26 protein-coding genes are annotated in these 23,295 nt (G+C 63.5%); 19 read left to right on the top strand and 7 right to left on the bottom strand.

The window, feature by feature from the left end; genetic code table 11:
- Positions 1-3: 3 nt before the first annotated feature.
- Genes flhB through JWV26_RS09095 form a run of 6 tightly spaced genes read right to left on the bottom strand, consistent with a single transcriptional unit; the run spans position 4 to position 4,172 of the window.
- Positions 4-1,137, bottom strand: a complete 1,134-nt coding sequence (flhB, locus tag JWV26_RS09120) for a flagellar biosynthesis protein FlhB (RefSeq protein WP_206418868.1) — start codon at positions 1,135-1,137, stop codon at positions 4-6.
- Positions 1,130-1,924 (bottom strand): flagellar biosynthetic protein FliR, encoded by a 795-nt coding sequence (fliR, locus tag JWV26_RS09115; RefSeq protein ID WP_206418867.1) that lies wholly within the window; start codon positions 1,922-1,924, stop codon positions 1,130-1,132. The genes flhB and fliR overlap by 8 nt, the downstream gene beginning before the upstream one ends.
- A gap of 3 nt (positions 1,925-1,927) precedes the next feature.
- Complete coding sequence (locus JWV26_RS09110; RefSeq protein ID WP_017676096.1) at positions 1,928-2,200, bottom strand: flagellar biosynthetic protein FliQ; 273 nt, start codon at positions 2,198-2,200, stop codon at positions 1,928-1,930.
- Between the two features lie 12 nt (positions 2,201-2,212).
- Entirely contained in the window at positions 2,213-2,965 is a 753-nt protein-coding gene (gene fliP / locus JWV26_RS09105) for a flagellar type III secretion system pore protein FliP (protein ID WP_206418866.1), read from the bottom strand.
- A complete protein-coding gene (gene fliN, locus JWV26_RS09100; protein WP_021490734.1) occupies positions 2,965-3,336 on the bottom strand; it encodes a flagellar motor switch protein FliN in 372 nt (123 codons plus the stop codon). Before fliN ends, fliP begins: the two co-directional genes overlap by 1 nt.
- Complete coding sequence (locus JWV26_RS09095) at positions 3,333-4,172, bottom strand: FliM/FliN family flagellar motor switch protein (protein WP_079785216.1); 840 nt, start codon at positions 4,170-4,172, stop codon at positions 3,333-3,335. The genes fliN and JWV26_RS09095 overlap by 4 nt, the downstream gene beginning before the upstream one ends.
- A gap of 479 nt (positions 4,173-4,651) precedes the next feature.
- Here JWV26_RS09095 and JWV26_RS09090 point away from each other — a divergent pair, with 479 nt between their 5' ends.
- The 19 genes from JWV26_RS09090 (at position 4,652) to JWV26_RS09000 (ending at position 21,773) form a co-directional block, all read left to right on the top strand.
- The gene (locus tag JWV26_RS09090) at positions 4,652-6,061 is read left to right on the top strand and encodes a sigma-54 interaction domain-containing protein (RefSeq protein WP_072426150.1); all 1,410 of its coding nucleotides are present in this window, start codon (positions 4,652-4,654) and stop codon (positions 6,059-6,061) included.
- Positions 6,062-6,073: 12 nt separating this feature from the next.
- Positions 6,074-6,409: a flagellar hook-basal body complex protein FliE gene (fliE, locus tag JWV26_RS09085; protein WP_017676091.1), complete on the top strand. Its 336-nt coding sequence runs from the start codon at positions 6,074-6,076 to the stop codon at positions 6,407-6,409.
- Between the two features lie 19 nt (positions 6,410-6,428).
- Entirely contained in the window at positions 6,429-8,114 is a 1,686-nt protein-coding gene (gene fliF, locus JWV26_RS09080) for a flagellar basal-body MS-ring/collar protein FliF (RefSeq protein WP_072426151.1), read from the top strand.
- Positions 8,089-9,153, top strand: coding sequence for a FliG C-terminal domain-containing protein (locus JWV26_RS09075; protein WP_021490730.1), 1,065 nt, complete (start codon positions 8,089-8,091; stop codon positions 9,151-9,153). The genes fliF and JWV26_RS09075 overlap by 26 nt, the downstream gene beginning before the upstream one ends.
- 1 nt (position 9,154) lies before the next feature.
- Entirely contained in the window at positions 9,155-9,847 is a 693-nt protein-coding gene (fliH, locus tag JWV26_RS09070) for a flagellar assembly protein FliH (RefSeq protein WP_064495791.1), read from the top strand.
- A 6-nt stretch (positions 9,848-9,853) separates the two neighbouring features.
- Positions 9,854-11,170 carry a flagellar protein export ATPase FliI gene (gene fliI, locus JWV26_RS09065; RefSeq protein ID WP_017676087.1) on the top strand — a complete coding sequence of 439 codons (1,317 nt, stop codon included), beginning with the start codon at positions 9,854-9,856 and terminating at the stop codon, positions 11,168-11,170.
- Complete coding sequence (locus JWV26_RS09060; protein ID WP_017676086.1) at positions 11,167-11,592, top strand: flagellar FliJ family protein; 426 nt, start codon at positions 11,167-11,169, stop codon at positions 11,590-11,592. Before fliI ends, JWV26_RS09060 begins: the two co-directional genes overlap by 4 nt.
- Before the next feature lie 77 nt (positions 11,593-11,669).
- Positions 11,670-11,948, top strand: a complete 279-nt coding sequence (gene flgM / locus JWV26_RS09055; protein ID WP_021490727.1) for a flagellar biosynthesis anti-sigma factor FlgM — start codon at positions 11,670-11,672, stop codon at positions 11,946-11,948.
- Positions 11,945-12,391 carry a flagellar protein FlgN gene (gene flgN / locus JWV26_RS09050; protein ID WP_093051444.1) on the top strand — a complete coding sequence of 149 codons (447 nt, stop codon included), beginning with the start codon at positions 11,945-11,947 and terminating at the stop codon, positions 12,389-12,391. Before flgM ends, flgN begins: the two co-directional genes overlap by 4 nt.
- A gap of 149 nt (positions 12,392-12,540) precedes the next feature.
- Positions 12,541-13,092, top strand: a complete 552-nt coding sequence (locus tag JWV26_RS09045; RefSeq protein ID WP_206418865.1) for a chorismate--pyruvate lyase family protein — start codon at positions 12,541-12,543, stop codon at positions 13,090-13,092.
- A gap of 120 nt (positions 13,093-13,212) precedes the next feature.
- Positions 13,213-14,103 carry a 4-hydroxybenzoate octaprenyltransferase gene (gene ubiA, locus JWV26_RS09040; RefSeq protein ID WP_206418864.1) on the top strand — a complete coding sequence of 297 codons (891 nt, stop codon included), beginning with the start codon at positions 13,213-13,215 and terminating at the stop codon, positions 14,101-14,103.
- Between the two features lie 82 nt (positions 14,104-14,185).
- Positions 14,186-14,875, top strand: a complete 690-nt coding sequence (phoB, locus tag JWV26_RS09035; protein ID WP_072426159.1) for a phosphate regulon transcriptional regulator PhoB — start codon at positions 14,186-14,188, stop codon at positions 14,873-14,875.
- A 42-nt stretch (positions 14,876-14,917) separates the two neighbouring features.
- Positions 14,918-16,237, top strand: a complete 1,320-nt coding sequence (gene phoR, locus JWV26_RS09030; RefSeq protein WP_072426160.1) for a phosphate regulon sensor histidine kinase PhoR — start codon at positions 14,918-14,920, stop codon at positions 16,235-16,237.
- 62 nt (positions 16,238-16,299) lie between these two features.
- The gene (locus JWV26_RS09025; protein WP_072426161.1) at positions 16,300-17,640 is read left to right on the top strand and encodes a hemolysin family protein; all 1,341 of its coding nucleotides are present in this window, start codon (positions 16,300-16,302) and stop codon (positions 17,638-17,640) included.
- 210 nt (positions 17,641-17,850) lie between these two features.
- Positions 17,851-18,606: an outer membrane beta-barrel protein gene (locus JWV26_RS09020; protein WP_072426162.1), complete on the top strand. Its 756-nt coding sequence runs from the start codon at positions 17,851-17,853 to the stop codon at positions 18,604-18,606.
- Positions 18,607-18,794: 188 nt separating this feature from the next.
- Positions 18,795-19,943: an FAD-dependent oxidoreductase gene (locus JWV26_RS09015; protein ID WP_206418863.1), complete on the top strand. Its 1,149-nt coding sequence runs from the start codon at positions 18,795-18,797 to the stop codon at positions 19,941-19,943.
- A gap of 188 nt (positions 19,944-20,131) precedes the next feature.
- Positions 20,132-20,404 carry an HU family DNA-binding protein gene (locus JWV26_RS09010; protein WP_003242571.1) on the top strand — a complete coding sequence of 91 codons (273 nt, stop codon included), beginning with the start codon at positions 20,132-20,134 and terminating at the stop codon, positions 20,402-20,404.
- Positions 20,405-20,554: 150 nt separating this feature from the next.
- Positions 20,555-20,950, top strand: coding sequence for a hypothetical protein (locus JWV26_RS09005; protein ID WP_003464625.1), 396 nt, complete (start codon positions 20,555-20,557; stop codon positions 20,948-20,950).
- A gap of 82 nt (positions 20,951-21,032) precedes the next feature.
- Entirely contained in the window at positions 21,033-21,773 is a 741-nt protein-coding gene (locus JWV26_RS09000) for a hypothetical protein (RefSeq protein ID WP_175549349.1), read from the top strand.
- A gap of 105 nt (positions 21,774-21,878) precedes the next feature.
- On the opposite strand, the gene JWV26_RS08995 is transcribed toward JWV26_RS09000, so the two are convergent.
- Positions 21,879-23,285, bottom strand: coding sequence for an aminoacyl-tRNA deacylase and HDOD domain-containing protein (locus JWV26_RS08995; protein ID WP_072426166.1), 1,407 nt, complete (start codon positions 23,283-23,285; stop codon positions 21,879-21,881).
- Positions 23,286-23,295: the final 10 nt, after the last annotated feature.

Genomic DNA, 23,295 nt, shown 5'->3' with positions numbered 1-23,295 from the left:
GAATCAGCCCCTGTTGGCCAAGCTGTCGGGAATCGGGAGGTTGCTCGCCAGTTCTGGCTTGCTTCTACGGCCCTGGCGCCAGGCCTTGAGCTGCAGGATGTAGGTCAGCACATGGGCCACGGCGGTATACAGCGGGGCCGGGATCTGCTGGTTGATCTGGGTGGTGAAGTAGATGGCGCGTGCCAGTGGCGGAATTTCCACCACCTCGAGTTCGTGCTTCTTGGCCATCTGACGCATGTACAGGGCAGTCTCGTCGACGCCCTTGGCCAGCACGAAGGGCGCGGCGGCCTTCTTGGTGTCGTACTTCAGCGCCACGGCATAGTGCGTCGGGTTGACGATGATCACGTCGGCGTTCTTGATTACCTTGCTGATCTGCCTTTGCAGCATCTGCCGTTGCAGCTGCTTGATACGCGCCTTGACCTCGGGGCGGCCCTCCTGGTTCTTGTGCTCCTCCTTGCGCTCCTGCTTGGTCATGCGCATCTTCTTGAGGAAGAAGTAGCGCTGCAGCGGGATGTCGATGAAGGAGAACACCACGAAGATCAGCATCAGGCACAGGGTCAGGTTGAAGGTCAGGTCCAGCGCCGCCGAGATCGCCTCGAGCACACTGCTGCGCTGCAGGGCGATCAGGTCCGGGAGGGCCGCGCGCACCAGAACGTAGCCGACACCGAGCAGCACCAGAACCTTGAGGATCGACTTGAGCAGTTCGCTCCAGTTCTGCGCCGAGAAAATCCTGCCGAGGCCGGTGATGGGATTGAGCTTGCTGAATTTCGGCGCAAAGTTTTTCGCGGAAAACACCCAGCCGCCCGGCACCAGCGACAGCGCCACCACCAGCACGGAGGTGAGCAGCAGGGGAGACAGCAGCTTGATGAACACCAGCATGTTGTAGCCAAGCAGGGTGTCGAGATCATCCAGGCCGATCTCGCTGTGGCCGAACTGGATATAGGACAGGCGGAAGCTGTCGCTGAGCCCTTCCAGAAAAAGCCCGGCGCTGAACTTGAGGATGAACAGGGTGGCGATCAGCGAGATGGTGGTCGACAGGTCCTTGGAGCGCGCGACCTGGCCATCATCCTTGCTCTTCTTCAGTTTGTGCGCGGAGGCTTCTTCCGTTTTCTCCTGGCCGCTGTTCTGCTCAGACATCGCCGCCCTCGCGCAGAATCACGCCGATGCCGTTGAGCAACTCGCGGGTCAGGTGCAGGTAGCTGTCGGGCAGGTTGGGCAGGGTCAGATAGATGCACAGCAGGCCCATCAGAATGCTGATGGGAAAGCCCAGGGAGAACAGGTTCATGGCCGGCGAAATGCGGTTGAGCAGGCCGAAGCAGAACTGCACCAGGGTCAGGCAGAACACCAGGGGCAAGGTGACCAGCACGGCTGCTGCCAGCACCCAGGCGAAGGCCTGCACGAAGCTTTGTGCGCCCAGGTAATGCAGGCCGCTGCCTACCGGCCAGAACAGGAAACTCTGGTACAGCACGCTGACAGTGACCAGGTGGCCGTCGATGGCGAAGAACAGCAGCACCAGCAGGATGAAGTACAACTGGTAGATGATCGAAGACGACGACACGCCGTTTACCGGGTCGTTGTAGCGCGCCATGCTCATGCCCATCTGCGTCGACACCACTTCACCGACCAGCATGAAGATGGTGAACACCAGTTGCAGGGTCAGACCCAGCAGCACGCCGAAAGCGATCTGCTCCAGTGCGGTCAACAGCCCCTTCAGTGACAGTGGGTCAATTTCGGGCATGTCCGGCAGCGCTGCGCCAAGAGCGATGGTCAAGGCCAGGGCGAGGAGGATGCGCACGCGTACCGAGACTGCCTTGTGGTTGAACAGCGGCGCCATGCTGAGCAGGGCAACGATGCGGCAGAAGGGCCACCAGTAAGCCTGCAGGCTGGTCAGATACTGGCTGGCATGCAGCACGGGTTCGGACATGCTTCAGCCCACCAGATGCCCGGCCTGCTTGAAGGTTTCGATGAACAGATCCCCCAGCGTGCGCAGGATCCAGTGGCCGGCGAACAGCAGCATGGCCAGGGTGATCAGCAGGCGCGGGAGGAAGCTGAGCATCTGTTCGTTGATCTGCGTGGCAGCCTGGAAAATGCTCACCAGCAGGCCGCCGAGCAGGCTCGGCACCACCAGCACGCAGACGATGATGCCAGTGATATAGACCGCGTGAGCCACCAGCTCGGCGGCGTGTTCGGGCGTGAGCATCGCGAAGCCTCGCTAATAGGGCTGAATACTGGTGGTAAGGGTGCCGACCAGCAGCGTCCAGCCATCGACCAGAACGAAGATCATCAGCTTGAACGGCAGCGAGATCATCATCGGCGAGAGCATCATCATGCCCATCGCCATCAGCACGCTGGCCACCACCAGGTCGATCACCAGAAAGGGCACGAAGATCATGAAGCCGAGCTGAAAGGCGGTCTTCAGCTCGCTAAGGACGAAGGCTGGCAGCAGCAGGGAGAAGTCCAGTTGAGCCAGGTCTTCGGGCATTTCCTCGCCGGCCAGGGCGACCAGGGTTTCCAACGAGTTCTTGCTGGTCTGCGCCAGCATGAACTGGCTGATGATGCGCTTGCCTTCGCCCAGACCCTGTTCGAGGCTGATCTGGTCGGCCTCGAAGGGCACGTAGGCCTCGGTATACATCTCCTGCCACACCGGGCGCATCACCAGCAGGGTGAGGCACAGGGCGATGCCGACCAGCACCGGGTTCGGTGGGCTCTGCTGCAGGCCGATGGCCTGGCGCAGGATGGCCAGGACGATGATGAAGCGGGTGAAACAGGTCATCATCATCAGCATGGCCGGGAGAAAGCCCAGCAGCGTCATGATCAGCAGGATCTGTAGCTTGACGCTCAGGGTCTGGCCATCTTCGGTGTCGTTGAAGTTGAACAGGGTGATATCGCCGCCGGCCGCCTGGGCCAGCAACGGGCAGCACAGCGCCGCCAGCAGCAGGCCGGATTGCAGCAGACGGCGCAGCATCACACGCCCAGCCCGCTGAGGCCGCTACCGGACAGCTCGACAATGCGCAGGCCGTAGTTGCCGTTCATCACCACCACTTCGGCCTTGGCGAACAGCGCGCCGTTGACCTTCACGTCCAGCGGCTCGCCGGCCAGCTTGTCGAGGGCGATCACGCTGCCGGCGTCGACGTCCATCAGCTCCTTGAGGGTGATCTCGGTGGAGGCGACTTCCAGGGTGACGTTGACCGGGATCTTGCCGAAGAAGCTCAGGTCCTGCTGCGGCAGGCTGGCAGGCGCTTGCTCAGGGACGGAGTCGCTGACGGCCTCATCGAGATTGAGGCCGGCGTCATTGATCAGGCTATCGAAATCGTTATCGGAAATGGGGCTGCTCATGGGGTCTTCACGCTCTCAAGAGAAGTCAGGAACAAGGAGCCGTCGTCTTCGAAGATGGCACCGCGAAACAGCTTCTGCTGGTTGATCTGTACATCGCAGCGCTCCAGCAGGCGCATCGGCAGGATGTCGCCGGGGCGCAGGGCAAGCACTTGCGACAGGGGCATCTGCAGGCTGGCCACCACGCAGTCCAGACGCACCGGCAACTGGCGAATCTGGTTGAGCGAGTTACCGCTCTGGGTCATGGGGACAGGTGTTGCCAGGCGGCTGGTCAGCTCATCGACCAGCTGCGTATCCAGATAGATGAAGATCGATGCCTGGCTGCCGGTGATATGACTGGTGAAGTGGAACTCTGCCACGTACTCCCAGGCCGCTTCTTCATAGGTGTTGTCGTAAGGCTCGAGCTTGCCGAAGGTCTGGCCGGCGAGAATCGAGCGGGCGAACAACTGGGTCACGTCCAGACCCAGACGCGTACGCATGCGCTGCTCCGAGGTACTCACTGGCGGCGCTTCATGGTTGGGCAGGCAAGTGCCGCCGTAGTAACACTCCAGTGCTTCGGTCAGCAGGGCGCGGTCCATGGCGAAACCGACCTTGCCCAGCGTCGAGCGATAGAGGCACTCGGCATCTTTATTCACGTGCTCGTGAACATCGACTCGCAGCAGTTCAAGATTGATCCGATAGTTACGCAGAAAGTAGTCACTGATAATTCGCGGGTACTTGCTGGAGAGCTCGCGAATATAGTGGGGAATCTTGTGGTAATGCCGGCCAAGTTTCTGCGGTTTCAACCGGGTCAGACTGTCGGCGGGCACGCCATGAAGGACTTTTTTAATCCCGGTCATGTTGTGGGCTGTATTCCTGGTTGTAACTGCGTGTGCACCATCGAGTGCATTCGATGGGCGTGCAGAGGACGTTTTGATATGCCGGCGGGCGTTGGCAGCGGTGCCTTGGCCATGGCGTCGAATTCATCCGGGAAAAGCGCGCAGGTCCGTGATGACGAGGAGGAGTCTAGGCTGAGGGAGGGCGAGAAATTAAATCAATAGATATCAAATGCTGTCTTTGATAGCGGCTTGCCAGCATTGATAGGAAATAACAACAAGTAATTCGGCGAATTTCTGTGCGCTTGTTAACGTTCGCGCCGTGATCCGTTGCGCGTATATAAGTCACGCCGCCAAGTGCTGCCGAAGTTGACCAATACAAGCGACGGAAAGTTTCGAAAGATTAAGGGGCCACGTGAAAAAAATCTGTCATCTGCTTGGCAGTTTTGTACACGGGGTCGAATGCCGCCGCCGGGCTCATGAAAGACATCGGGTGATTTACCTTGAAGCATTCAACTCAAACGGTAAGTTACGCCTGCGACGAGTTGTTCAATGAACAGCTGGGGCAGCAACATATAGTGGTGATCGGTCAGGCCGATGCGGCCAGCGAGCGCCTGTTGACCGGTGGTCTGCTGCGCCAGGGTTTTCAGGTACGCCGCTTCGCCAGCTGTCTCGAGCTGGACCCGCGGGCACTGGAAAGTGCCAGCCTGGTGCTGGTGTTCGTCAGCAGCCTGGCGGGCAACACTCTTTATGCACAGGTAGGCGCCATCCTGCGTCAGGTTGGTCGTGTCGGTGTAGTGCCGGTGGTGGAATATGCCGACCAGGAGAAGGCCGCAGCACTTCTAGAGCTGGGGTGCGTCGACTACCTCCTGGCACCTTTCAGCGAAGCCCAGCTCAGTGCGCTGCTGCGTCGTCAGGAATCGGCCAGCTCCGGCGAGGAAGGCTTCGTTTCCTGCTCGCAGGCAGGTCGCCGTTTGCTGGCCATGGCTCAGCGTGTGGCCATGACCCGCGCGCCCATTCTGATCACCGGTGAGACCGGCACCGGCAAGGAGCTGATGGCCCGCTACATCCACCGCTTTTCCGCGCAGGACGATGCACCCTTCATCGCCGTGAACTGCGCGGCGATCCCCGAACAGATGCTCGAATCCATTCTCTTCGGCCATGAGAAGGGCGCCTTCACCGGCGCAGTTAGCGCTCAGCCGGGCAAGTTCGAACTGGCCAATGGCGGCACGCTGTTGCTCGACGAGATCGGTGAACTGCCGCTGGGCCTGCAGGCCAAGCTGTTGCGTGTGCTGCAGGAGCAGCGCGTCGAGCGTCTGGGCGGGCGCCGTGAAATTGCCTTGGACGTGCGCATCATCGCCGCCACCAACCGCGATCTGCAGCAGGAAGTGGCCGAGGGCCGTTTCCGCGCCGACCTGATGTTCCGTCTCGATGTACTGCCGCTGCATATCAGCCCGCTGCGTGAGCGCAAGGAGGACGTGCTGGCCTTGGCGCGTCGCTTCATTCGCCAGTACGCGCCGCAGGACGCGCGTCACGAACTGCTCACCGAAGATGCCTGCCGCGCCCTGCTGGCGCATGACTGGCCGGGCAACGTGCGCGAGCTGGAGAACTGCCTGCAGCGCGCGTTGATTCTGCGCAATGGCCTGTATATCCAGGCTCAGGACCTGGGCCTGAGCGTCCCTGTGAGCAGCGCGGCAGAACAGGCGCCACGTCTGCAGCCACAGGCGCTCGAAGGCGGCAAGGCAGCCTTGCGCGCGAGCGGCAAGTGGGCCGAGTACCAACATGTGATCGACACCATCCGCCGTTTCGGCGGGCACAAGACCAAGGCCGCCGAAAGCCTTGGCATGACCCCGCGCGCACTGCGCTATCGCCTCAACGCCATGCGCGAACAGGGCGTTCAGATTCCCGTCTAGGAGAAGCAAAGGATGAATTCGATTAGCCAGGTGCAGCAGGACCTGCTGGGCCGTATGGAGCAGCTGAAGAACCTCAGCGAAGCGATGCCGATCAAGCCGGCGCAAGCCTTTGCCGTACAGCCTGGCGAGCCCGGGTTTGCTGCGGCTTTCGACAATGCGGTGCGTGCGGTGGACGCGCAGCAGCACCGTTCCGGCGAGCTGATGGCAGCCGTGGACAGCGGGCAGAGCGATGACCTGGTGGGGGCGATGATCGAGAGCCAGAAGGCCAGTGTTTCGTTCAGCGCGCTGATGCAGGTGCGCAACAAGCTATCCAGCGCTTTCGACGACATCATGAAGATGCCGCTGTAAGCGGATCGGGGACTGACGCGTGCTGCAGACCATAAGAAGCAAGCTGCCTGAACACGGGCTGAAACTCGATCCACGCATGACCCTGATCGGCCTCGCGCTGATCGCCGCCTTGCTGGCGGTTGGTGTGGTGTTCTACCTCTGGCGCGACCAGGGCTCGTTCCGTCCACTGTATGGCAGTGGCGAGGCCTATCCGGCCGCCGAGGTGATGCAGGTGCTCGACGGTGACGCGATCAGCTACCGCCTGCATCCGCAGAGCGGTCAGGTGCTGGTACGCGAGGATCAGCTTGGCCGCGCGCGGATGTTGCTGGCGGCCAAGGGCGTGCAGGTGAAGGTGCCGGCCGGCTACGAGCTGTTCGACAAGGACGAGCCGCTGGGCACCAGCCAGTTCGTCCAGGATGTGCGCCTCAAGCGCAGCCTGGAGGGGGAGTTGGCGCGTACGGTGATGGCGCTCAAGGGCGTGGAGGGTGCCCGTGTGCACCTGGCGCTGCAGGAGAGCAGCTCCTTCGTGGTCGGCAAGCGCGAGCCGGGCAAGGCCTCGGTGATGCTGCAGCTGGCGCCTGGCTACAAGCTGGCGCCGGAGCAGGTCAGCGCCATCGTCAATCTGGTGGCGGGCAGCGTGCCGCAGCTCGATGCCGGCAATGTCCAGGTCGTCGACCAGTACGGCGCACTGCTGTCGCGCGGTATCGACACGCTGGGCGGCCCGGTGCAGAACTGGCAGGTGGTCGACGACTACCAGAGCAAGGCCGTGGCCAATGCCGAGGCGGTGCTGGCGCCGGTACTCGGCGGCGGTAACTACCGTATCAGCGTGTCTGCCGATATCGACTTCAGTCAGAAGGAAGAGACCTTCCAGTCCTACGGCGAGACGCCGCGCCTGCGCAATGAAGTGCTGCGCGACGAGAGCGTGCTCGACCAACTGGCCCTCGGCGTTCCCGGCTCGCTGGCCAATCGTCCGCCGCAACCCGCGCCGGAGCCGCCTGCCGATCAGGCGCAGGCGGGTGCTCCGGCGGAGCCTGCCAACCAGGCGGCGACCTCGCTGCGCAAGGAGTCCAACCGCCAGCTGGATTACGACCAGAGCGTCACGCACGTCAAACATGCGCCCTTCAGCCTGCGTCAGCAGAGCATCGCCGTGGTGCTCAATGCCGCTGTGGCGCCAGAGGGTGGCTGGACGCCCGAGGCGCGCGAGGAGCTTACGGCCATGGTCAAGAGCGCGGTGGGCTTCAATCAGGCGCGCGGTGATCTGCTGACGCTGAGCGTCTTCCCTTTCACCGATGCCGGTATCGGCAGTGCCGGAGACGAGCTGCTGCCCTGGTGGGAAAACGCCAAGGTGCATGATCTGGCCAAGCTCGGCGTGTTCGCCCTGATCAGCCTGCTGCTGTTGCTGATGGTGGTGCGCCCTGCGGTACGCAGCCTGAGCCAGCGCAGCCAGCCTGGTATGCCTGTGGCGGTCGAGGGCGACGACCAGCTGGCGCTGCACGCCGAACGCGCGGCGGAGCGCCTGCTGGCGCGTGTTGGCGACGATGCGCCGGGCGCTACCGTGCTCGGCGAACTCAGCCCCCTGTCGGAGATTCGCCTGCCGGCGCCCGGCTCGGGTCTGGAGCTACAGATCGAACACTTGCAGATGCTGGCCAAGAACGATCCCGAGCGTGTCTCGGAAGTCATCAAACAGTGGATAGGGCGTAATGAACGAGACCTCAACCCAGCCTGACGGCCGCGGTGGTTCCACCGCCAAGGAAATGCGCCTGCGCGTGCAGAAGCGCTCGCTGAGTACGTCCGAGCAGGCCGCCATTCTCATGCTGAGCATGGGTGACGAGATTTCTGCCGGGGTGCTCAAGCACTTCTCGCGCGAGGAAATCGTCAGCATCAGCCAGGCGATGGCGCGGCTGTCCAACGTCAAGCAACCGATGGTTTCCGATGTCATCGGCCGCTTCTTCGAGGACTACAAGGAGCAGAGCAGCATCAAGGGCGCCTCGCGTGGCTACCTCGACGGCATGCTCAGCAAGGCGCTGGGCAGCGAAATCACCCGTTCGCTACTCGACAGCATCTACGGCGAGGAGATCCGCGCCAAGATGGCCAAGATGGAGTGGCTCGACCCCAAGCAGTTCGCCGCGTTGATCGCCAAGGAGCACGCGCAGATGCAGGCGGTGTTCCTCGCCTTCCTGCCGCCGGGCATGGCCAGCGAAGTGCTCGAATGCATGCCCAAGGAGCGCCAGGACGAGCTGCTGTATCGCATCGCCAACCTCAACGAGGTCAACAGCGATGTCATCGCCGAGCTGGAGCAGCTGATCGAGCGCAGCCTGGCAGTGCTCAGCACGCAGGGCTCGCAGGTGCGCGGGGTCAAGCAGGCGGCGGACATCATGAACCGCTTCAAGGGTGATCGCGGGCAGATGTTCGAACTGTTGCGCGCCCATGACGATCAGTTGGTCGAGCGCATCGAGGATGAAATGTACGACTTCTTCATCCTCTCGCGGCAGAACCAGGACGTGCTGCAGGCGCTGCTCGAAGCCGTGCCGCTGGAAGAGTGGGTGGTCGCCCTCAAGGGTGCCGAGCCCGAACTGGTGCGTGCCATCACCGGTGCCATGCCCAAGCGCCAGGCGCAGCAGATGGAGTCGATCAACCGCCGCCAGGGCCCGGTGCCGTTGAGCCGCGTCGAGCAGGTGCGCAAGGACATCATGGCCGTGGTCCGCGAAATGTCGGCCAGCGGCGAGCTGCAGGTGCAGCTGTTCCGCGAACAGACGGTGGAATGAGATGACGGTCAAGGTGATCAGCGGCGACGCCCGCCCGTGGCGCGCCTATCGCTTCCCCCCGCGCAGCAGCCAGCCAGCCGTGGACTGGAGCGGCGATGCCGCCGGCCTGCAGCGGGCCATGGCCGATGGCTTTCAGCAGGGCATCGAAAAGGGTTACCAGGACGGCCTGCAGCAGGGCGAGGAGGCCGGGCGTCAGGCCGGCTTCGAGCAGGGCCGCGACGAGGGCGTGAAGCTCGGGCGCGAGCAGGGGCGCAGTGAAGGCCGTCGCGAATTCGAACTGGCCGCTCAGCCGCTGCAACAGATCAGCGAGAAGGTCGAGCAGTACCTCGGCGAGCTGGAGCACAAGCGCCGTCAGGAACTGCTCGAGCTGGTGAAGAAGGTCTCGCAGCAAGTCATCCGCTGCGAGCTGACGTTGCATCCGACGCAGTTGCTGGCACTGGTCGAGGAGGCCCTGACCAGCATGCCGGGTGAGCCCGAGGACGTGCAGGTATTGCTCAGCCCCGAAGAATACGCGCGGATCAAGGCGCTGGCGCCGGAGCGCGCGGCGAACTGGAAGCTGGTGGCCGACGAGCGCCTGGCACTGGGCGAGTGCCGCGTGGTCACGCCGCAGGCCGAGGCTGACGTGGGTTGCCAGCAGCGTCTGGATGCCTGCATCGACACCCTGGCCGAACACCTGCATCTGACCGAGGCCTGACCGCGCATGCTGGATTACAAGCTCGACGAAGCGCTGCGCTCGCTCGATGGCGTGCAACTGGCCAAGGTGGCCGGGCGTCTGGTGCGGGTCTCCGGCATGCTGCTGGAGAGCCTCGGCTGCCAGCGCAGCACCGGCCAGCGCTGCCGCGTCGAGCAGGCCGACGGCAGCCTGCTGGATGCCCAGGTGGTCGGCTTCAACCGCGATATCACCTACCTGATGCCGTTCAAGAAGCCGGTCGGCCTGGCCGCCGGCTCGCGGGTGTTCCCGGCCAAGGACGAAGCGCTGCTGCAGATCGATGAGTCCTGGTTAGGGCGCGTGGTCAACGGACTCGGCGAGCCGCTGGACGAGCGCGGCAAGCTCAGCGGGCGCGACCCGTTGCCGGTCGAGCTGCCCAGGGTCAACCCGCTCCGCCGTCGCCCGGTGGAGGCCGCACTGGATGTTGGAGTGCGCGCCATCAATGGTCTGCTGACCCTCGGCAAGGGCCAGCGCGTTGGCCTGTTCGCCGGCTCGGGGGTGGGCAAGAGCGTGCTGCTGGGGATGATCACCCGGCAGACCAAGGCCGATGTGGTGGTGGTCGGGCTGATCGGTGAGCGCGGCCGTGAGGTGCAGGAATTCATCCTGCATTCCCTCGGCGAAGAAGGGCTGCGCAAGGCCGTAGTGGTCGTGGCACCGGCCAACGAATCACCACTGATGCGCCTGAAGGCCACCGAGCTGTGCCACAGCATCGCCGCCTATTTTCGCGATCAGGGCCAGGACGTGCTGTTGCTGGTCGACTCGCTGACCCGCTATGCCATGGCTCAGCGCGAGATCGCCCTGGCCCTCGGTGAACCGCCGGCGACCAAAGGCTATCCGCCGTCGGTATTCGGCATGCTGCCGGAGTTGGTGGAAAGCGCCGGCAACGGCGAGAGCGGCAGCGGCAGCCTGAGTGCCATCTACACTGTGCTGGCCGAGGGCGACGACCATCAGGACCCGATCGTCGACTGCGCGCGGGCGATTCTCGACGGCCATATCGTGCTCTCAAGGCGCCTGGCCGACGTCGGCCACTATCCGGCCATCGACATTTCCGCGTCGGTCAGCCGCTGCATGAGCCAGGTCGGCGAGGCTGCGCATCTGGCGGCCGGGCGGCAGTTCAAGGAGTTCTACAGCACCTTCGAGAAGATCAAGGAGCTGATCCCGCTCGGCGGCTACACGCCGGGCATGGACGCCAAGACCGACCGCGCCGTGCAGCTGGCGCCCAGCCTCGAACGCTTCCTGCGTCAGGAGGTCGGCAGCGGCGCCGAGCTCGGCGCCAGCATCGCCACCTTGCAGAGCATCATCAAATGAAAGAACAGCTGGAAGTGCTCGGCCGTCTGGCCAGCCTGCGTGGCAACCGTGTGCAGCAGATGCTCGGGCGGGTCAGCTATCAGCAGAACCTGTGTCAGCGTTATCGCAACAACATCACCGGGCTCAGCCGCTTGTGCGGTTTCAGCGTACCGATGACCACGCCGCTGCAGCGCGACAACCAGCAGCGCTACAAGGCGACGCTGTACAAGATGGTCGAACTGCAGCGCCGCGAGCTGGCGCTGGCCGAGGAGAACCTGGCGCGCATTCAGGGCGAGCTGCTGGCGGCGATGCGCAGCGAGAAGGTCATCACCCAGTTTCTCGAGGGCAAGATGGGCGAGTGGCAGGATCTGCTTGCCCGTCAGGAGCAGAAGATCCAGGATGGCCTGGCCGCGCAGGCCTGGTGGCGAGCCCAGGTCGGTTAATTTTGCACGACGCGTTTAAGTTCTTGCCGCGCCCGGTCGCTCTTAGGCCATAACACCACGCGAGTTGGATTCGAATCATGGAAATCAGCAGGCATCTCAAGCCCAGCCTTAACCCGGCCAGCGACGCTCCGGCACAGGTACAGAGCGCCCGTGCGCAGTCGAGCGGCAATGCTCGTGCGAGTGTCAGCCAGGAGCCGAGTCTGGAGCAGCTGCAAGACGCCTTGCGCAGCCTCCCCGAAGTCGACCTGGACAAGGTTGCCCAGCTCAAGGCGGCACTGGCCCGCGGCGAACTGAGCAGCGATCCGGCCGCGCTGGCCGGCAGCATGCTGACCTATCACAGCGGTAGCGATGCGTGACCACCGCGCGTGAGCAACAGCTGCTGCTGGTCGTCGAGCAGGATCTGGAGCAGGACTGCGCCGACTATCTGGTCCTGCGCGGGCTGATGCAGGAGCTGTATCAGCAGTTGCTCAAGCGCGACAGTCAGCAGATCGATCTGCTCAACGAGCAGATCCTGCCGCTGGTCGATCAGGCCAAGGCCCGAGCCGAACGCCGCAGCAAGGTACTGGCGGCCTTTGCGCTGGGCAGCGGTCATAGCGCGATGCAGAAGCTGCTGGCGCGTTATCCGCAGGCCCAGCGCAATCACCTCGTCCACACCTGGGAGCAGCTCGGCCAACTGGCCGGCCAGTGCAAGCGCCTCAACGAGCGCAACGGCAAGCTGCTGGCCATGCACCACGAGATTCTCGAACAGCTGCTCGGCGAGCCGGGCTCGGCGCAGTTGTACGCGCCGCAGCCGTATTGAGTGACTTCGCCTGCGCTGGTTGTTGTTGGTGGGCTGAAGCGGACCGCCGCCCGGCCCACCCTACGTCCCTGCAGCTCATGTCCCGGTCTCAAAGCGCCTGCCACGCCGTGCTAGACTCGCGCGCTTTCGATCCGTGGTGATTTCCTTCCGTGCCTCACGCCGCTCTCGCCCATCCGCCGCGCTGGCTGACCAATGCCCAGCTGCATCCGCAGCCTTCTGCCGGTGTGCGCGACTGGCTGTTCAACGAGGATTCGCTGACCCGGCGCTTGACTGCGTTGTCCGCTGACGGTTTCTCGGTAATGCCGTTGCAGGAAGGCTGGCAGCGCCTGCGCGTTGACGAGTGTGCGCTGCTTGGCGTGGCCGACGGCAGCCAGGGTTGGGTGCGTGAGGTGTACCTGCGGGGGCACGGTCAACCCTGGGTATTCGCCCGTAGCGTTGCTGCGCGCAGTGCGCTGGAGGGCTCGGGGCTGAATCTGGCCGAGCTGGGCAGTCGCTCGCTGGGTGAGCTGCTGTTCAGTGACCGGGCCTTCGATCGCGGCGAGTTGCAGGCCTGCCGCTATCCGGCGGCCTGGCTGCCGCAAGAGGTGCGCGAAGAGCGCCTGTGGGCGCGGCGCTCGTGCTTCAGCCGTGGAGCGCTGGGTGTATTGGTCGCCGAGGTGTTTCTGCCGGCGTTCTGGCAAGCGGCAGGTGTCGAGGCGTAGGCACCATCAGCGATCCGCGCGTCTGTGGCGGTGGATGAAAAAAGCGTCGACTACGCGCCCCGATCCACCCTACGCCACCAACCCTCGTATAATCCGCGCAACCTGCACGGAGACGCTTTGATGTACACCCGCCTGCTGCAATCGACCACCCGCCTGCACTCGCGCGCCTGGGACTTCATTCAGCTGATGCGCCTGGACAAGCCCATCGGCATCTATCTGCTGTTGTGGCCGACCTTGTGGGCGCTGTGGGTGGCAGCCGAAGGCGTGCCGAGCGCGAAGAACCTGTTCATCTTCGTCGCTGGCGTGATCCTGATGCGCGCCGCCGGTTGCGTGATCAACGACTACGCCGACCGCAACTTCGACGGTCACGTCAGCCGCACCAGGGCGCGTCCGCTGGCCAGCGGCAAGATCAAGCCGCGCGAGGCGCTGGTGCTGTTCGCCGTGCTGGTGGCGCTGAGTTTCGTGCTGGTGCTGTTCACCAATGCCACCACCATCTGGTTGTCGTTCGGTGGCCTGGCCCTGGCTGCCTGCTACCCCTTCATGAAGCGCTACACCTTCTACCCGCAGGTGGTGCTCGGCGCGGCCTTCTCCTGGGGCATGCCGATGGCCTTCACCGCCGAGACCGGCAGCCTGCCGCCTGAGGCCTGGCTGCTGTACATCGCCAACCTGCTGTGGACCGTGGCCTACGACACCTACTACGCCATGGCTGACCGTGAGGACGATCTGAAGATCGGAGTCAGGTCCACCGCCATTCTGTTCGGCGATGCCGACCGGCTGATCATTGCCATCCTGCAGGGGCTGGCACTGCTCTGTCTGCTGCTGGCTGGCGCACGTTTCGAGCTGGGCCTGTGCTTCCACCTCGGTCTGCTGGTGGCCGCCGCCTGCTTCGCCTGGGAGTTCCACGTTACCCGTCGTCGCGAGCCATTGGTGTGCTTCAACGCCTTCCTGCACAACCACTGGGCGGGGTTGGCAATCTTCGTCGGGATCGTGCTGGATTACGCCTTAGGTTAAGTGCTGCCGCGCATCTGTCATATCGCTGCAATAATTCCGTTATCTAATGCGCGCAGACAGTTGAACGAACCGAGGCAGGACCATGGTTGGCAAGAACATCCTGATCGTCGATGACGAAGCACCGATCCGCGAGATGATTGCGGTGGCCCTGGAGATGGCCGGTTACGAGTGCCTGGAGGCGGAAAACACCCAGCAGGCCCACGCCGTGATCGTCGACCGCAAACCCGATCTGATCCTGCTCGACTGGATGCTGCCCGGCACCAGCGGCATCGAACTGGCCCGGCGCCTCAAGCGCGACGAGCTGACCAGCGATATCCCGATCATCATGCTCACCGCCAAGGGTGAAGAGGACAACAAGATCCAGGGCCTGGAAGTCGGCGCCGACGACTACATCACCAAGCCCTTCTCGCCGCGTGAGCTGGTGGCCCGCCTCAAGGCCGTGCTGCGTCGTGCCGGGCCCAGCGACAGCGAGGCGCCGATCGAGGTCGGCGGGCTGTTGCTCGATCCCATCAGTCATCGTGTGACCATCGATGGCAAGCCGGCCGAGATGGGCCCGACCGAATATCGCCTGCTGCAGTTCTTCATGACTCACCAGGAGCGTGCCTACACCCGCGGCCAACTGCTCGACCAGGTCTGGGGCGGCAACGTCTACGTCGAGGAGCGTACCGTCGACGTGCACATCCGCCGTCTGCGCAAGGCGCTCGGTGATGTTTACGAAAACCTGGTACAAACCGTGCGCGGGACTGGGTATCGTTTCTCCACCAAGGGTTGATCGCTAGCGCGGTGTTTCTGCGCCCACGTTCTTCTGACAAGGATGCGCTCCATCGTGAATCAAGACTGGCGTGGCGCCGTGGTGCGCCGCCTGTTGCTGCTGGTTGGCGCCTGCCTGCTGCTCGGTTTCATCACCGGTGAATATGCCTGGGTGCTGGCCGTGGGGCTGGCCATTCATCTGGGCTGGACCCTCAGCCAGCTGCTGCGCCTGCACAAATGGCTGCGCGAGCACAAACCCGACGAGCCACCGCCGGATGGCTACGGCCTGTGGGGCGAGGTGTTCGACAGCATCTACCACTTGCAACGCCGCAACCAGAAGGCGCGTGGCCGCTTGCAGGCGGTGATCGACCGTGTGCAGGAGTCCACTGCCGCCCTCAAGGATGCCGTGGTGATGCTCGACAGCCAGGGTAATCTGGAATGGTGGAACCGCGCAGCCGAGACCCTGCTGGGCCTGAAGACGCCGCAGGACAGCGGCCAGCAATTGGCCAACCTGGTGCGCGACCCGCGTTTCAAGGACTACTTCGAGCGTGGCAACTATGCCGATGCCCTGGAGATTCCTTCGCCGATCAATGATCGCCGCCGCTTGCAGTTCCATATCACCCGCTACGGCAATCGCGAGCACCTGTTGCTGGTACGTGACGTTACCCGTCTGTATCAGCTGGAGCAGATGCGCAAGGATTTCGTCGCCAACGTCTCCCACGAGCTGCGTACGCCGTTGACGGTGATCGCTGGCTATCTGGAGACGCTTCTGGACAACGTCGAGGCGGTCAATCCGCGCTGGCTGCGCGCATTGCAGCAGATGCAGCAACAGGGGGCGCGCATGCAGACCCTGCTCAACGATCTGCTCCTGTTGGCCAAGCTGGAAGCCACCGATTACCCGTCGGACAATCAGCCCGTGGCGGCCGACCTGATGCTGCTGTCGATCAAGAACGATGCCCAGGCATTGTCTGGTGAGCAACAGCATCGCATCAGCCTGGAGGCCGATCCGCATCTGAAGCTCAAGGGCAGTGAGGCCGAGCTGCGCAGCGCTTTCTCCAACCTGGTGTTCAACGCCGTGAAGTACACCCCGGCCGGAGGCGACATCCGTATTCGTTGGTGGTCTGACGAGAAGGGCGCACACCTGTCGGTTAGCGATACCGGTATGGGCATCGAGGCCAAGCACTTGCCGCGCCTGACCGAGCGCTTCTACCGGGTCGATTCGAGCCGTGCCAGCAATACCGGTGGCACCGGGTTGGGACTGGCTATCGTCAAGCATGTGCTGCTGCGTCACCGTGGCAATCTGGAGATCAGCAGCGTTCCTGGCAAGGGCAGCACCTTCACCTGCCATTTCGCCCCGGCACAGGTGGTGCAGCGCGCGCGCTGAGTGCTTGCATTCGCCGCGATGAAGCTCCAACCTCTAGCGATCTTTGGCCAATCCGAACCTTCATGGACCCCTCCACGAGTCTCCCCGCTTCTGCCTACTTTGCCGATTTCGGCCTCATGCTGTTCGCCCTGTTCCTGGTTCTGCTCAACGGCTTCTTCGTCGCCGCGGAGTTCGCCATCGTGCGTCTGCGCGCGACCAAGGTCGATGCCCTGGCCGAGGCCCACGGCTGGCGCGGGCACATCCTGCGCACCGTACACAACCAGATGGACGCCTACCTCTCGGCCTGCCAACTGGGCATCACCCTGGCCTCGCTGGGGCTTGGCTGGGTCGGTGAGCCGGCCTTCGCCGAGCTGCTGACGCCGCTGCTGGTGGCGGTTGGTGTGGAGTCACCCAAGCTGATTCACGGTATCGCCTTCTTCACTGCGTTCTCGATCATTTCCTACCTGCACATCGTCATCGGCGAGCTGGCGCCCAAGTCCTGGGCGATTCGTAAGCCGGAACTGTTGTCACTGTGGACGGCAGCGCCGCTGTACGCCTTCTACTGGCTGATGTACCCGGCGATCTTCGTGCTCAACGCCAGTGCCAACGCCATCCTGCGCATCGCCGGACAGGGCGAGCCGGGGCCGCACCACGAGCATCACTACAGCCGCGAAGAGCTCAAGCTGATCCTGCATTCCAGCCGTGCCACCAGCGACAACGACCAGGACCTGCGGGTGCTGGCTTCGGCTGTCGAGCTGGGTGAGCTGGAGGTGGTGGACTGGGCCAACTCTCGCGAGGACCTGGTTTTCCTGGAGCTCAACGCCAGCCTGGATCAGGTGTTCACCACCTTCCGCCGGCACAAGTACAGCCGCTACCCAATCTTCGACGAGAGCAAGGGCGAGTTCGTCGGCGTGCTGCACATCAAGGACCTGCTGCTGCACCTGTCGCTGCTGGAGATGCTGCCGTCAGCGCTCAAGTTGGCGGATCTGATGCACCCGCTGGAGCGCGTCAGCCGGCACATGCCGCTGTCGCAGCTGCTCGAGCAGTTCCGTCAGGGCGGCGCGCACTTCGCCTTGGTCGAAGAGGCCGACGGCAAGGTGATCGGCTACCTGACCATGGAGGACGTGCTCGAAGCACTGGTCGGCGATATTCAGGACGAACACCGCAAGGCCGAGCGCGGCATCCTCGCCTACCAGCCGGGCAAGCTGCTGGTGCGCGGCGACACGCCGCTGGCCAAGGTCGAGCGCCTGCTCGGTGTCGACCTCGACCATATCGAGGCCGAAACGTTGGCCGGGTTGATCTACGAGACCCTCAAGCGCATGCCTGACGAAGAGGAGGTGCTGGAAACCGATGGCCTGCGCATCATCGTCAAGAAGATGAAGGGGCCCAAGGTGGTCCTGGCCAAAGTGGTCAAGCTGGACTGAATTCACTGGGCGCCCCTTTCTGCAAAAACAGCCAATACAGACTGTCCATTCGGTCAGGTTTTTCTCGCCAAATCCAGGCCCGTTCAGGGCCTGTTCAGTTTCGCGACCGTTCATCAGGTTTGCCGAATCACTCCCTGCATCGACAGTCTAGGTACTTGCGTCCCACCTCCCGGTGAGCGGCGTTATCCACTCATTGCCAAGGAAATCGTCATGCAGCTGTCCAGCATAACCCCCAAAGCAACACTCGCCCTGTGCCTGGCGGGCGCCTCGCAGGCCTATGCAGACTCGGTCACCGACCCCATCTCGACCTTCGGTGTCATCGCTTCGCACAACCAGTACAAGCTCACCGTGGACGATGAAAGCGACAAGGAGCGCCTCAACCAAGGCGGCCTGTTCTACCACTTCGGTAACAAGCTGACCGGGCAGGAAGGCTTCATCTACCAAGCGGGGATCGAAGGCCAATACCGTGACAAGGACGATGTGGAATACAAGTCCGCGCGTGCCGATATCGACCTCGGCCTGCGCGCCGCGTTGAGCACCAACAACTATGTCGACGTGATCGTCGGTGGTGGTTACGACTGGGGTCGCATCGAACAGGACGACGTCGGCCCGCTCGACAGCAACGTCAAGCTGACCAGCAAGTCGCCCTTCGCCAAGGCCGGCCTCGGCTACAACTACCTGACGCCGGACTACACCCTGCGCCTGGAAGTGGGTGCGCGCTATTCCATCAATTCCGAAGCGCGCCTGAAGGTCGATGGCGATAGCGACTCCGTGGACCTCAAGGACAAGGTCAATCCGTACGGCGAGCTGACCATGCTATGGAACAAGGGCATCAACAACCTGCCGATCAGCACCAGCCTGTACTACACCCAGACCCGCTATGAGCTCGACAGCAACAGCGCCATCGCCGAGCGCAGCAAGCTAAAGCAGGAGCAAGTCGGCCTGCGCGTAGGCCTGGCGTTCTAAGCGCCTCCCAGGCCGCCTGCATGCCAGGCGGTCTGCTTTGATTCGCGCGTTGCCTCTTTCCCCAACCAGCGAATGGATGACTGAACCTCATCTGGCCAGCGCTTGCCCGATCCAGTAGGGTGTGATCCCGCTATCTCGGGAGGCGGCCGGTGGGTCGTCGCGTCGTTTTTATTGTGAGGAAAGAGCGCATGAGTGCACCAGTCGTCATCGTCGGCACCGGCCTGGCCGGCTACAACCTGGCCAAGGAGTGGCGCAAGCTCGACACCCAGACGCCTCTGCTGCTGATCACTGCTGACGACGGGCGCTCCTATTCCAAGCCGATGCTGTCCACTGGCTTTGGCAAGAACAAGGATGCCGACGGCCTGGCCATGGCCGAAGCCGGCGCCATGGCCGAGCAGCTCAACGCGGAAATTCGCACCCATACCCGTATCACCGGAATCGACCCCGGCCACAAACGCTTGTGGATCGGTGAGGAAGCCGTGCCATACCGCGACCTGGTGCTGGCCTGGGGCGCCGAGCCGATTCGTGTGCCGGTGGAAGGCGATGCCCAGGACGCGGTGTTCCCGATCAATGACCTGGAAGACTACGCGCGTTTTCGCAGCGCCGTGGCTGGCAAGCGTCGGGTATTGATCCTCGGCGCCGGGCTGATTGGTTGCGAGTTTGCCAACGACCTCAGTGCTGGCGGCTATGAGGTAGAACTGCTGGCGCCCTGTGAGCAGGTGATGCCGGGCCTGCTGCATCCGGCAGCGGCCTCTGCCGTACAAGCCGGCCTGGAAGGTCTGGGTGTACGTTTTCATCTCGGCCCGGTGCTGGCCAGTCTCGACCGCCAAGGCGATGCGCTGCAGGCGACGCTGTCCGATGGCCGCCTGATTGCGTGCGACGCGGTGGTCTCCGCAGTCGGCCTGCGTCCGCGCACCGCGCTCGCTGCGGCAGCCGGTCTCGACATCAACCGTGGGGTGATGGTCGACCGCCAGTTGCGCACCTCGCACGCCAATATCTACGCCCTGGGCGACTGCGCCGAGGTCGACGGCCTCAACCTGCTCTACGTCATGCCGCTGATGGCCTGTGCCCGGGCGCTGGCCAAGACCCTGGCTGGTGAGCCGACGGCGGTCAGCTATGGGCCGATGCCGGTGACCGTAAAGACGCCTGTATGCCCGCTGGTGGTCTCGCCGCCACCGCGTGGCAGCCAGGGCGAATGGACGGTCGAAGGCAGCGGCAGCGACATCAAGGCGCTCTGCCGCGATGCTTCCGGAGCACTGCTCGGTTATGTGCTGACCGGCGCCGCCGTGCAGGAGAAACTGGCACTGAACAAGGAGCTACCGGCGCTGCTGGCGTGATTGCCTGCCGTTCTGTCGGATACGCCACGAAATTGCCTGGTTAAAGTGGCGGGCGAGACTGGCGCAGCGCGATGCGGCATGCCATTCTCCCAAAGGTCTGCCGCAGCGCAGAGCTGTTGCGGCGCCTTGGGCGCTGTTCTGGAAGGACAGCACGGACACAACAACAAAAAACCGTCAAAGAGGCATTTATGCGTAAACCGGAACTCGCCGCCGCCATCGCCGAAAAGGCTGATCTGACCAAGGATCAGGCCAATCGTGTACTCAACGCCGTACTGGAAGAAATCACCGGTGCACTGAACCGCAAGGACAGTGTGACCCTGGTTGGCTTCGGTACTTTCGTCCAACGCCACCGTGGCGCCCGTACTGGTAAGAATCCGCAAACCGGTCAGCCGGTGAAGATCAAGGCCAGCAACACCGTCGCCTTCAAACCGGGCAAGTCCCTGAAAGACGCGGTCAACTGAGCCCGTTACCCGGAGCCGTTCGGCTCCGGGTTCCCCCTGCGCAGCCATGCTGCGACATTCGCTGATACAGCCATGCTTTAGACAGGCTGTAGTCCTGCAAGAAAACCACTACAATGCGCGGCCATCATCTTCGATCACGAGGCCTTGTGCATGAAATTCCGTTTTCTCCTGTGGATGCTGGGCCGCCTGATGGCCAAGGCCAGTCGTGAAAACCCGGCGTTCCGCCAGCAGCTCGAAGGTCGCGATATGGTCTTCCAACTGCACACGCTGGACGGCAAGGTCGCACGCCACTTCACGGTGGCCGGTCAGCGCGTGACCAGCAAGCGCGGCACCGCCACGGATCCGGCCTTCGCCATTGGCTTCAAGGATGCCGCCTACGGCTTTGAAACCATGACCGCGAAGAACAAGCAGCTGGCCTTCATGCAGGGCATCCAGAACAAGGACATCCAGATCCAGGGCAACCCGGCGCTTGTCATGTGGTTTCAGGGCCTGACCAAGTACCTGATGCCGAAGAAGAAGACCGAGGCGCCGAAAAAGGCCGCCTAATCGGCACCGATGCGTGTCGCGGCTGGCCGCGACGCCGCGCTTTGGTTAGGCTGCCAGGCACGTCCCTGTGGAAAGCCCGACCATGCGTCTTTTCCTGTTACCCCTGCTATTGCTGGCCGCCACCACCGCACGGGCCGAGCCAGCGTCTGCCAAGGCCTTGTTACCGTTGTTCGAGCTCGCCGGTATCCATCTGCTGTGCGAACAGAGTGCGCCGTTGGTGCAGCGTGGCCAGGATGAAACCGAACAGAAGCGCCTCGCTCAGCTCTTCGCTGGCGAGGCCTTTTGTCTGGACCTGGCCCAGCGCGTCGCTGCCCGCTTCGATGCGGCGCAGGGCGAGCAGGCCCGTGAGCGTCTCGACAGCCCGTTGGCGCAGCGTTTCACCGCTGCCGAGCGCGCCGTCGGTGAGCAACCCGAAGGCTTGGCTGAATACCGCCAGCGCCTGCAGGAGCAGCCGCCACGAGGCGCGCGTCTGGAGTTGGTCAAGCGTCTCGACGCTGCCGCGCGTACCACTGAACTGGCCAGCCTGCTACGTTACGAAGTCGGCAAGACCCAGGCATTGCTGGCGCTAAGGGCGCGGGGCGAGAACCTCAGCGAAGCCGAACTGCAGGCGCAGACGCAGACGCAAGCGAACGCCATTCGCCAATCCAGCGAGCTGGCAGTGGAAAGCTTCATGTTCTATGCCTACCGGCAGATGCCCAGCGATCAGCTCGCCGAGTATGCGGCACTCTACGAGCATCCCAGCGTCAGCCAGCTGCTTGCCATCAGCCTGGAAGTGGTGCCGCAGCTATTCTCTGAACGTCGCGAGCAACTGCGCAAGCCGTAGGGTGGCCCGGAGCGCCGCTCACTCGAGGCGAAGCGAGCAGCCAAAGCCGAGTACGCCCTACGCCCTACGCCCGATGCCTGGCTGCATGGGCATCGGGGGTGTCTGTCAGTGCGGCTGCTGGAACTGCGCCGCCAGTTCGCGTAAAGCCACTTCGGCGCTGAGCACCTTGTTCACTGCGTCCTCGGCTTTTTCCCGGGTCAGCCCCAGGGCGTCGAACAGCTCATCAGGAATCTCGTTCTGCGGCCCGGCACCGATACCCCGGTTGCGCAGCAGGCTGACCGCCAGGCACACCAGATTGGGGAAGGCCGCGCTGTCGCCGGCGTAGGACGGATCGTGCTGAAAGCGCAGAGCGCTGGACAGCTCTTCCGGCATATCCCAGTGGCGCATCAGCCAGGCACCGATCTGCTCGCGGGTAATGCCCAGCAGGTGCTGCTCGATATGCCCGGCAGGCAGGTGCGGGTTGACCTCCAGGTGACGGCAGATCAACGAGAAGTGCGGTGGGAACACGTGCGCCAGGACCAGATAACCGAAGTTGTGCAGCAGGCCGGCCAGGTAGGTCAGGCCGGCTTCCGGGCGCTGTGCGCGCGGCATGGCGCGGGTCAGGCCCTCGATCACTGCAGCGGTATAGATCGCTTGCTGCCAGTAAGGGGTGGCGTGCTGCGGCTGATCCTTGGGCAGGCTCAGAGTCTTGCCCAGCGCCAGGCCGAGAGCCAGGTTGATCACCAGGTCGAAGCCCAGCACGCGGACGATGGCATCTTCCACCGAGCGGATCTTGCCGGGCGCGGCGTAGTAGGGCGAGGCGGCCCAGCTGACTACCTGGGCCGCCAGCGCGGGATCGGTTTCGACCACGCCGGTGATGTCGTCCACCGTGGCATTAGGGTCAACGCGCAGCTTGATGATCTTCTGTGCGGTTTCCGGCAGCGGCGGAATCTCGATGGTTTCTTCCAGACGCTGCTGGATGCGGCGTGCGGTAAAGGCCTGCACGGCTTGGGTGATTTCCGCGCGGTCGTCATGGGGGCGATCGAGGTTCGGTTTGATCGCGCTGACCGGCTCACCGAAACGCGCCGCGCTGGCCTTGCTCAGCAGCGCCTTGAAGGCTTCGGTGGGGATCTCCAGCAACACACCAGGCTGGCCGGACTCGATCAGCAGACTGGGCACCTGCAGCAGGCGTTCTTCGTAGAGGCAGGGCGAACTGGTCAGCGGCGGCAAACCGGGCAGTGCGGCCAGATTGTGCTTGCCGAGCATGCGCTCCAGGCGTTCCGGCTTGACCGCGGTGAGCTGGCGCCCAGTCAGTTCGGCCAGGCGCGACAGATCGAGCATGTGGCTACGCGGATAGAGTACCAGCAGGGCGCCGATGGCATCGTCCACCAGCACGGCCTGCAGGCGCGCCTCGCTTGGCTGACCCGGGCGCTCCGCGCGTACCTGATAGGGCACGGCGAGTTTCTCCAGCAGTTGCACGATCACGGCGGGCGCTTGTGCAGTGGCGTTGGCGGCGAGGGCTGCTTCAGTCATATCGATATCC

It is taken from the genome of Ectopseudomonas toyotomiensis (assembly GCF_017167985.1).
Taxonomy (GTDB): Bacteria; Pseudomonadota; Gammaproteobacteria; order Pseudomonadales; family Pseudomonadaceae; genus Aquipseudomonas; species Aquipseudomonas toyotomiensis.
The sequence above is the reverse complement of the archived record's forward strand: the minus strand, read 5'-3'. Positions and strand labels throughout refer to the sequence as shown.